The sequence below is a fragment of the Rhodococcus sp. NPDC059234 genome (genome assembly GCF_042754225.1).
Taxonomy (GTDB): Bacteria; Actinomycetota; Actinomycetes; order Mycobacteriales; family Mycobacteriaceae; genus Rhodococcus_G.
The window spans coordinates 1-8,300 of the sequence record NZ_JBHZAH010000169.1 but is presented as its reverse complement, the minus strand read 5'-3'; the positions used below and the strand labels follow the sequence as shown (position 1 = coordinate 8,300).

The following is an 8,300-nucleotide window of genomic DNA, read 5'->3' as shown; positions in this document are numbered from 1 at the left end:
GCGCTGGTTGACGCCCGAGACCCGGGCGACCGCCCGGACGGCGTCGTCGACCAGGAACCACAGCGTCACCGACCGCTCGTCGTCGCGGCGCCGGATGGTCAACTGCTCGCCCGCGCGGATCGGCGCGCGGTACTCGATGACCACCCGATGCGGTCGCACGAGGAGGTCGCTGCGACCGGACAGGTGCTCCTCGACGGCGTGCAGGTAGGCGGCGTTGTTGACGTGCTGCAGCGGGTCGATGTCGGTCGAGCGCAGCGGGAACACGGTGTCCGTGCCGTCCGGTTCGGGTGCCGGATCGCCCAGCCAGGGCCGCCATTTGAGGCGGTGCTCGTCGGTGCTGCGTGCCAGGAGTTCCATCGCCGCATCGCTGATCCTGGTCGGCATCCCGGTATCGGGGTTGATGTTGATCCAGAATCCCTCGGTCTCGATCAGGGCTCCCTTGTCGCTGGTGAGCCGGACTCGCATCGCCGACCATCGGGTGGACAGCGCGGAGCACCACCGATGCAGATGGACCCGGTCCGGCCACAGCGCCGGCCGGACCACGTCGATCACTGAGCGACGCACGATCCACACGGGGTCGCTGTCGGCGAGTTCCGCGGCGTCGAGGTTGTCGGACGCGATGTCCTGCAGGTACCGGGCGATGCCGTCGAGTCGCAGCCGATTGTCGGGGTCGACGTCTCCGGTGCGGACCGGCCGCGAGACGGAGAACCCGCACCCGTCGCTCGGGGGTGCGGCGAGTGGCTGATCGAAGTCCACGACGGGGATCCTCTCGACAGGTGGGGCCGATCGCGACGGCGATCCGCACACTATCTCCGAATTCGAACGGCAGCGACTAGCGTCGGTGTCACGGCGCGTGCGCGACGGCCGACGGAGGTGTCTCGTGCTGGCAGTGGTGGTGTCGGAGTTGACGGGTCCGGCCGGCATGGTCGTGCGGGAGGTTCCCGAACCCGACTGCGCCGGCAAGGTTCTCGTCGACGTGCAGGCCGCGGGTGTGTGCTTTCCGGACCTGCTGATCAGCTACGGCAAGTACCAGCTGCGACCGGAGCCGCCGTTCGTGCCGGGTGCGGAGGTCGCGGGGGTGGTGGTCTCCGCACCCGACGGCAGCGGTCTCGCCGCGGGTGACCGGGTGCTCGCGATGTCCGATCTCGGCGGCTACGCGGAGCGGGTCGCGATACCCGTTGCGCGGGCGATGCGGATCCCCGAGGAGCTCGACTTCGAGCAGGCGGCCTCGTTGATCGTCAACTACCAGACCGTGGAGTTCGCGCTCGCCCGTCGCGCGGCGCTGGTCGCGGGGGAGACCGTCGTGGTGCTCGGCGCGGCCGGCGGGGTCGGTACGGCCGCCATCCAGCTGGCCAAGGCGCACGGCGCCCGGGTGATCGCGGTGGTACGCCGGCCGGGCGCGGCCGACTTCCTGCACGAACTCGGTGCCGACGAGGTCGTGGCGCTGGACGAGAACTGGTCCGCGCGGGTCGGCGAGCTCACGGGAAACGCCGGAGCCCAGGTCGTGGTGGATCCGGTCGGCGGGGACGCCTTCGACGGTGCGGTGCGGGCACTCGCGCCCGAGGGCCGGCTGGTGGTGATCGGCTTCGCCGGCGGAACGATCCCGACGGTGAGGGTGAACCGCGTGCTCTTCCGCAACATCAGCATCGTCGGCGCGGCCTGGGGGGAGTTCCTTCGCTCGAATCCCGACGCGATGGCGCAGACCCACGAGGCCCTCACCGACCTGGTGACCGCGGGTCTGCGCCCACTGGTCAAGGCGCGCTACCCGCTGGCCGACGCCGCACGGGCCCTGGAGGACCTGGAGTCGGGTCGGGTGCTGGGCAAGGCCGTGCTGATCCGCGGCTGACGCGCGGTCGGCGTGGAATCGACTGGCCCAGTCGGCGTGGAATCGACTGGCCCAGTCAGCGCGGCACGTGGAAGCCGGTGAGGGTGGCGCGGGTGGACAGGATCCGTGACCAGGTCCCGACCACCGCGAGCGTGGCGATCGCCGAGGTGGGGAAGCGTTCGGCGATGCGATCGGCGAGCGTGCCGTTCGGATCGAGCGCGACGGCGGCGTCGGGGACTCCGGGTTCGTGGCCGACGACCAACAGGGTGTGCACCTCGTCGTCGGTCCGTGCGATCTCGTGCAGCACACCTGCCGCGTTGGTCCCGTACAGCGACTCCGCGAACCGCGCCGGCGCCTCGATGCCGGTGGCGTCGAGGGTGAGTCGGGTGCGCGTGGCGGTGGAGCAGAGGGCGGCGTCGACGTGGGGCTGGGTCCGGCGAATCCACTCGCCCGCCAGGCCGGCCTCCCGCTCGCCGCGGTCCGCGAGCGGGCGGTCGTGGTCGGCGACACCGGGCGGGTAGGCGGACTTGCCGTGCCGCATCAGGATCAGGGTCCGTGGAGCCATGCCCAGACAGTAACGAGCGGGACGGCGGACGCGGCGCGCAATCTCCGACGGCCCGAAATTCGCTTGCCTCCGCGACCGACCGCGTGGTCGGATTGACGAGCGGCAATGAGACGGTGTTCACATTAATCGCGATTGAGCAATAGTTGCGTCATCGATACTATTGCCCGGTGGTTGTTTCCCCGGAGGAGCTCGACGGAGTTCTGTACGAGTTCCTGATGCGCCTCCTGGGGATGGGGGAGTCGGGTTCCATGGACAAGCTGATCGAGATGGATCTGTCGTTCTCGCAGGCGCGAACGCTGTTCGTGCTCGCGGAGTTCGGTGAACCGGTGCCGATCCACGACGTGGCCCGGCGGTTGCGGCTCTCGGTCGCCGCCACTGGCCGCAACGTCGACCAGATGGTGCACCAGGACCTCGTGGTTCGTCGCGAGGACCCGAACGATCGGCGCATCAAGAGAATTTCCCTGTCGGAGGCCGGACGTAGCCTCGTGTCCGGGCACATCGAGACCAAACGCGGCGAACTGCGGGCCTTTGCGGCCAGGCTGCCGGAATCGGATCGCACCCAGCTGTTCGATTCGCTCAAACCCATTCTCGCGGGCGATGCCCTGCGAGCTCACTGTCAGGAGAATCCATGACGACGCCGACACCGGGAGCACCAGCTGCCTCGGACAAGATCGACGGCGCAGTTCTGAAGATCGCCAGCGTGGTCGTGCTCGGCGCCATCATGTCGATCCTCGACGTGACCGTCGTGAGCGTGGCGCTGCCGACGTTCATGACCGAGTTCGACGCGACCTACGCCACGGTTGCCTGGACGATGACCGCCTACACCCTGGCGCTGGCGACGGTCATCCCGGTCACCGGCTGGGCCGCGGACCGGTTCGGTACCAAGCGCCTGTACATCACGGCGCTGCTGCTGTTCGTGGGCGCTTCCGTGCTGTGCTCGATGGCCTGGAACATCGAGTCGCTGATCGGGTTCCGCGTGCTGCAGGGCCTCGGCGGCGGCATGCTGATGCCGCTGGGCATGACCATCATGACCCGGGCTGCGGGCCCGCACCGCGTCGGCCGCGTGATGGCCGTGCTCGGCATCCCGATGATGCTCGGCCCGATTGGTGGCCCGATCCTCGGTGGCTGGCTGATCGAGGCCGTGAGCTGGCACTGGATCTTCCTGATCAACGTGCCGGTCGGCGCGATCGCGCTGACGGCCGCGGTGCTGCTGCTGCCCAAGGACGACCCGAGCCCGTCCCAGTCCTTCGACTTCGTCGGCATGCTGCTGCTCTCTCCCGGTCTGGCGCTGTTCCTGTTCGGCGTGTCCTCGATCCCGGAGATGGGCACCGTGGCCTCGGCCCGGGTTCTGATCTCCGCCGGCATCGGTCTGGTGCTCGTGATCGCGTTCATCTTCCACGCGTTGCGCAAGAAGGAACACCCGCTGATCGACCTGCACCTGTTCAAGAACCGGAACCTGACCATCGCGGTGGTGACCTCCACGATGTTCGTGATCGCGTTCATGGGTGCCGGGCTGCTGTTCCCGAGCTACTTCCTGCAGGTGCGCGGAGAGAGCACGCTGGCGGCCGGTCTGCTGCTCGCGCCGCAGGGTATCGGCGCGATGCTGACGATGCCGCTCGCCGGCACCCTCGTCGACAAGATCGGTCCCGGCAAGATCGTGCTGGTCGGGCTCTCGCTCATCGCGGTCGGCATGGCGGTGTTCACCCAGGTGGGCTCCGACACCTCCTACGTGCTGCTGCTCGGCTCGCTGTTCGTGATGGGTCTGGGCATGGGCGGCACGATGATGCCGATCATGACCGCGGCCATGCAGACGCTCACCCACGAGACCGTCGCCCGTGGCTCGACGTTGATGAACATCGTCCAGCAGGTGGCCGGTTCGGTCGGTACCGCGACCATGTCGGTGGTGCTGACCAACCAGATGATGGACCGGCCGCTGGCCGGCCCGGCGACCGCGGCCCAGCACAGCCCGGAGATCGCGGCGCAGCTGCCGCCGGGGGCGATGGAGCAGGGTCTGAGCGCGGCGGCGGACGCCTTCGGCAACACCTTCACGGTGGCGCTGGTGCTGCTTCTGGTGACCCTGATCCCGGCGTTCTTCCTGCCGCGGCGCAGGCCCGTCGCGCTGGCAACCGACGAGTCCGCGGCGCCGGTGATGATGCACTGACCCACGCTCGACCGACGAACGGCCCGTCTCCCGCGAGGGGAGGCGGGCCGTTCGTCGTCCGAGCCCGCCACGGGCTCGGCGCCTGCGGGCATGACGCCGCGCGGTGTAACGATTCCGGCCGAATCGGGATTTCCAGAATGGAGGAACCACACTCCGGGCGTGGCTCCGCAAAGGTGTCGGACCTTGGCGATACCGTCTAACCACACGGACCGGACAGGGAAGAAGGCGCATCGTGGCGACCGAACCCGAACGTGACTGGCACTTCTACGCAGTGGTCGGAACCACCGTCCAGGGCGGGCACACCCTGGCTCGTTTCGGCCCGCAGCCCACCGCGATGGACGCGCTGCGCCTCGCCGTCCAGTCGGTCAACCACACTGCCTACTCACTGCTCGAACAGGGCGTCTGCGGTGACGCGTGCGCCGACCCCGGATTGCTCGAGCGGCTCCCGATCACCGACTTCACCATCGAGCGACGCAGCCCGGCGTCGGAGGTGCCGGACGAGAGCTGGGGGTTGTCCGGGGGCAGGCACCACCGGCGTTCGAACCGCCGCGCCGCCTGAAGGTCCGTCACTCCCGGGTCAGATGGAACCAGCGCGGGTTCGAATTACGCAGTGGCCGAGGCATTCCCGTTGTGTCTGCGGGGTCGTCGGCGTCGAGGGTCCAGTGTGCGAAGTGGCGTTCGATCTCGGCGTGCGCGGCCCCGCGGGGCAGGGGCCGGCGATGGCCTGGCCCGAAGGCGAACAACAGCAGCGAGGCGCCCGGCTCTGCGACGGCGGTGATCTCACGCGCGTAGTCGAGTCGCTGCGGAGCGGTCAGCCCGTGGAAGCAGCCGACGTCGAGCACGAAGCGGAAGCCGGATCCGGCCGCCGGTCCCAGCGTCGTCACGTCGCCGACCAGGAACGTGATGTCGACGCCCTCGGCGGCGGCTTTGCGCCTCGCGCGGTCGATCGCCAGCGGAACCGCGTCGACGCCTGTGACCTGCCAGCCGCGACCGGCCAGTTCGATCGAGTGGTCGCCGCTGCCGCAGCCGACGTCGAGGGCCTTGCCCGGCGCCCGGTGGACTTCCTCGTGGTCGAGGTACGTGCGTAGCTGGGCGCGGAATCCTGGTCGGGCCCGTTCCCAGGGCGTGATGCCGAGCCGGTAGGCCAGTGTGTATCCGAGGTTCATCGCTGCCTCACAGATCACTCGTGGCGACGCACCGTTGTCCAGGTCTGTCGTGCAATTCAGTGTGCGCGTGTCGAAAGCGCGGTGTCCAGGTCGGCGGGCGCGCGTAGAGTCCAGGAACGAGAACGTGTTCTATATTTGCCATCTGACAATCCCGTTCAATCCCTGGAGTTCACGACATGTACGAGTGGTCCGATACCGATCTGATGTTCCGCGACGCCCTGCGTGGGTTCATCGAGAAGGAGATCAAGCCGCACGTCGACAAGCTCGAGAGCGGTGAGCTGCCTCCGTTCGAGATCATCCGCAAGATGTACGCCACCTTCGGCATGGACGAGATGGCCAGCGAGGCGCTCGAGAAGGCGTTCGCGAAGGAGGAGGCGAAGGAGCGCGGCGAGGCGCTCCCCGAGTCCGGCGAGAAGGGCGGCGGCTTCAGTGGCGCCGGCAGCATGGGCGTGATCCTCAACAGCGAACTGGCGGGCGTGAGCCTCGGTCTGGTCGCGTCGATGGGCGTGAGCCTGGGCCTGACGGTGGGCACTCTGCGCAGCCGCGGCACCCTCGCGCAGAAGAAGCGCTGGATGCCCGAGCTCGTGACGATGGAGAAGGTCGGCGCCTGGGCCATCACCGAGCCGGACTCGGGCTCGGACGCGTTCGGCGGAATGAAGTCGTACGTCCGGCGCGACGGTGAGGACTACATCCTCAACGGACAGAAGACCTTCATCACGAACGGCCCGTACGCCGACGTCACCATCGTCTACGCCAAGCTCGACGAGGGCGACGCCTCCGTCGACCGCCGTGACCGCAAGGTGCTCGGTTTCGTGCTCGACAAGGGCATGGAGGGCTTCACGCAGAGCGCGCCGTTCAAGAAGATGGGTATGAACTCCTCGCCCACCGGCGAGCTGTTCTTCGACAACGTGCGGATCACCAAGGACCGGCTGCTCGGTGAGACCGAGAACCCGGCCAAGGGCGACGGCAAGGAGAGTGCGAAGGAGTCGTTCGCGGCCGAGCGGATCGGCATCGCCTCGCTCGCCCTGGGCATCATCAACGAGTGCCAGCGGCTGTGCATCGACTACGCCAAGAACCGCAAGCTGTGGGGCAAGGAGATCGCCCAGTTCCAGCTCATCCAGCTCAAGCTGGCCGAGATGGAGGTCGCGCGCCTCAACGTGCAGAACATGGTGTTCAACGCGATCGAGCGCACCGCCGCCGGCAACAAGGTGACGCTCGCCGAGGCGTCGGCGATGAAGCTGTACTCCTCGCGCGCCGCGACCGAGGTCGCCATGGAGGCCGTCCAGCTGTTCGGCGGCAACGGCTACATGGCCGAGTACAAGGTCGAGCAGCTCGCGCGGGATGCGAAGTCGCTGATGATCTACGCGGGCAGCAACGAGATCCAGGTGACCCACATCGCCAAGGGTCTGCTCGCCTGACCGACCGACTGTCTCGGGGCCCATCCGCGGTGCGGGTGGGCCCCGAGTGTCGTTCAGGCGCCCGATCGGTCGTCCGAGAGGGCTTCGACCCGCGCGCGCAGGGTCGCCTCGGTGTGCTTGATCGCCGTGCCGACGACCGGTTCGACGATCTTCGCGAGGGCCTTGCCTAGCAGGCCGCCTGGCAGGGAGTACTCGAAGTCGACGGTGAGCTCGGTGGCGCCGTCGGCGGTCGGCGCGAACCGCCAGGTCGACGAGTTGGAGATGCCGTCGATCGACTCCAGGCGGATCAGGCTGTCCTGCTCCCACGCGGTGATCTCGACTCGGGACCCGAGCGCCTTGGGGCCGATTTGCATGACGGCGTCGAACCTCGCGCCGAGCCCCCGGGTCTGCTCGCCGAGCGGCTCGAACCTCGTCACGCCGAACATCCAGGACGGCACGTTGCGGTAGTCGTCGACGAACGCGAAGCCGGCCTCGACAGGCACCCTGGCGACGGCGACGCGGTGAATATGGCCCATGACTCTCCTCGTGTGGCGGATCCCTCCAGACCCTGTTACCGACGGTAACGGTTACTTCGGCAGTTGGACAGTTGTTTGGGTGTCGAAATTGTGCGGAATTAGGGTGGACGCATGGACGGTCGTGAGCGGGATGTGCGGGGCAGGCCGCTCAACGCGCGGCCCCGCGACGGGCTGGGGCGGCCGCTGCCGCGGGGTTCCGTGGGCGTGCCGAGGATCTCCGAGGGGCAGGTCCGCACGCCGGGGGAGTCGGTCGCCGAGGCGCAGCGGCTGTTCGACGAGGGCATGCCCTTTCACGCCCACGAGGTGCTCGAGGACGCCTGGAAGTCGGCGCCGGAGTCCGAGCGGGCGCTGTGGCAGGGGCTCGCGCAGCTCGCGGTCGGGCTCACGCACCTGCTGCGCGGCAATGCGGTGGGTGCGCGCGCGTTGCTGGTGCGGGGTCGTGAACGGATCGCGGCCTACGCGACGGACGTGCCGTACGGGTTGGACGTGCCGGGCCTGCTCGGCTGGTCGGGCGGGGTGATCGAGGGCATCGACGCGGGCGCAGGGAGCACGGATGTCTCGATGCCGCGACTGCGCGCGTAGATCTGCCCTCGGCACGGCGGCGGCGTGGTGTGGACATGACGGCGGGCCCGAACCGCTGAGGGTCGGGC

General features: G+C 68.7%; 10 protein-coding genes. 6 read left to right on the top strand and 4 right to left on the bottom strand.

Annotation, left to right across the window (positions count from 1 at the left end):
• The coding region (locus ACFXGJ_RS23235) for an acyl-[acyl-carrier-protein] thioesterase (RefSeq protein ID WP_378625457.1) at nt 1–756 on the bottom strand (756 nt) is incomplete at its 3' end.
• Nucleotides 757–880: 124 nt separating this feature from the next.
• Between ACFXGJ_RS23235 and ACFXGJ_RS23230 the strand changes: the two genes are divergently transcribed.
• On the top strand, nt 881–1,846 hold the full coding sequence (locus ACFXGJ_RS23230) for an NADPH:quinone oxidoreductase family protein (RefSeq protein ID WP_378625455.1): 966 nt from the start codon (nt 881–883) through the stop codon (nt 1,844–1,846).
• Between the two features lie 55 nt (nt 1,847–1,901).
• On the opposite strand, the gene ACFXGJ_RS23225 is transcribed toward ACFXGJ_RS23230, so the two are convergent.
• On the bottom strand, nt 1,902–2,390 hold the full coding sequence (locus tag ACFXGJ_RS23225) for a SixA phosphatase family protein (protein WP_378625453.1): 489 nt from the start codon (nt 2,388–2,390) through the stop codon (nt 1,902–1,904).
• A gap of 215 nt (nt 2,391–2,605) precedes the next feature.
• Between ACFXGJ_RS23225 and ACFXGJ_RS23220 the strand changes: the two genes are divergently transcribed.
• From ACFXGJ_RS23220 to ACFXGJ_RS23210, 3 genes are all read left to right on the top strand, one after another.
• The gene (locus ACFXGJ_RS23220; protein ID WP_378625459.1) at nt 2,606–3,022 is read left to right on the top strand and encodes a MarR family winged helix-turn-helix transcriptional regulator; all 417 of its coding nucleotides are present in this window, start codon (nt 2,606–2,608) and stop codon (nt 3,020–3,022) included.
• Nucleotides 3,019–4,551 carry a DHA2 family efflux MFS transporter permease subunit gene (locus tag ACFXGJ_RS23215; protein ID WP_378625451.1) on the top strand — a complete coding sequence of 511 codons (1,533 nt, stop codon included), beginning with the start codon at nt 3,019–3,021 and terminating at the stop codon, nt 4,549–4,551. The genes ACFXGJ_RS23220 and ACFXGJ_RS23215 overlap by 4 nt, the downstream gene beginning before the upstream one ends.
• A gap of 232 nt (nt 4,552–4,783) precedes the next feature.
• Nucleotides 4,784–5,110 (top strand): hypothetical protein, encoded by a 327-nt coding sequence (locus ACFXGJ_RS23210; protein ID WP_378625449.1) that lies wholly within the window; start codon nt 4,784–4,786, stop codon nt 5,108–5,110.
• A gap of 7 nt (nt 5,111–5,117) precedes the next feature.
• Here the strand turns inward: ACFXGJ_RS23210 and ACFXGJ_RS23205 are convergent, their stop codons facing one another.
• Nucleotides 5,118–5,717, bottom strand: coding sequence for a class I SAM-dependent methyltransferase (locus tag ACFXGJ_RS23205; protein ID WP_378625447.1), 600 nt, complete (start codon nt 5,715–5,717; stop codon nt 5,118–5,120).
• Between the two features lie 176 nt (nt 5,718–5,893).
• Between ACFXGJ_RS23205 and ACFXGJ_RS23200 the strand changes: the two genes are divergently transcribed.
• On the top strand, nt 5,894–7,135 hold the full coding sequence (locus tag ACFXGJ_RS23200) for an acyl-CoA dehydrogenase family protein (protein WP_378625445.1): 1,242 nt from the start codon (nt 5,894–5,896) through the stop codon (nt 7,133–7,135).
• Nucleotides 7,136–7,188: 53 nt separating this feature from the next.
• On the opposite strand, the gene ACFXGJ_RS23195 is transcribed toward ACFXGJ_RS23200, so the two are convergent.
• Complete coding sequence (locus ACFXGJ_RS23195) at nt 7,189–7,650, bottom strand: SRPBCC family protein (RefSeq protein WP_378625443.1); 462 nt, start codon at nt 7,648–7,650, stop codon at nt 7,189–7,191.
• Nucleotides 7,651–7,761: 111 nt separating this feature from the next.
• Between ACFXGJ_RS23195 and ACFXGJ_RS23190 the strand changes: the two genes are divergently transcribed.
• Nucleotides 7,762–8,232, top strand: a complete 471-nt coding sequence (locus ACFXGJ_RS23190) for a DUF309 domain-containing protein (protein ID WP_378625441.1) — start codon at nt 7,762–7,764, stop codon at nt 8,230–8,232.
• Nucleotides 8,233–8,300 lie beyond the last annotated feature (68 nt).

What these genes read in the sequence shown, in the direction of transcription:
- ACFXGJ_RS23205 (WP_378625447.1), bottom strand. Translation starts at nt 5,717, where the DNA reads ATGAACCTCGGATACACACTGGCCTACCGGCTCGGCATCACGCCCTGG.
- ACFXGJ_RS23200 (WP_378625445.1), top strand. Translation starts at nt 5,894, where the DNA reads ATGTACGAGTGGTCCGATACCGATCTGATGTTCCGCGACGCCCTGCGT.
- ACFXGJ_RS23225 (WP_378625453.1), bottom strand. Translation starts at nt 2,390, where the DNA reads ATGGCTCCACGGACCCTGATCCTGATGCGGCACGGCAAGTCCGCCTAC.
- ACFXGJ_RS23190 (WP_378625441.1), top strand. Translation starts at nt 7,762, where the DNA reads ATGGACGGTCGTGAGCGGGATGTGCGGGGCAGGCCGCTCAACGCGCGG.
- ACFXGJ_RS23220 (WP_378625459.1), top strand. Translation starts at nt 2,606, where the DNA reads ATGCGCCTCCTGGGGATGGGGGAGTCGGGTTCCATGGACAAGCTGATC.
- ACFXGJ_RS23195 (WP_378625443.1), bottom strand. Translation starts at nt 7,650, where the DNA reads ATGGGCCATATTCACCGCGTCGCCGTCGCCAGGGTGCCTGTCGAGGCC.
- ACFXGJ_RS23215 (WP_378625451.1), top strand. Translation starts at nt 3,019, where the DNA reads ATGACGACGCCGACACCGGGAGCACCAGCTGCCTCGGACAAGATCGAC.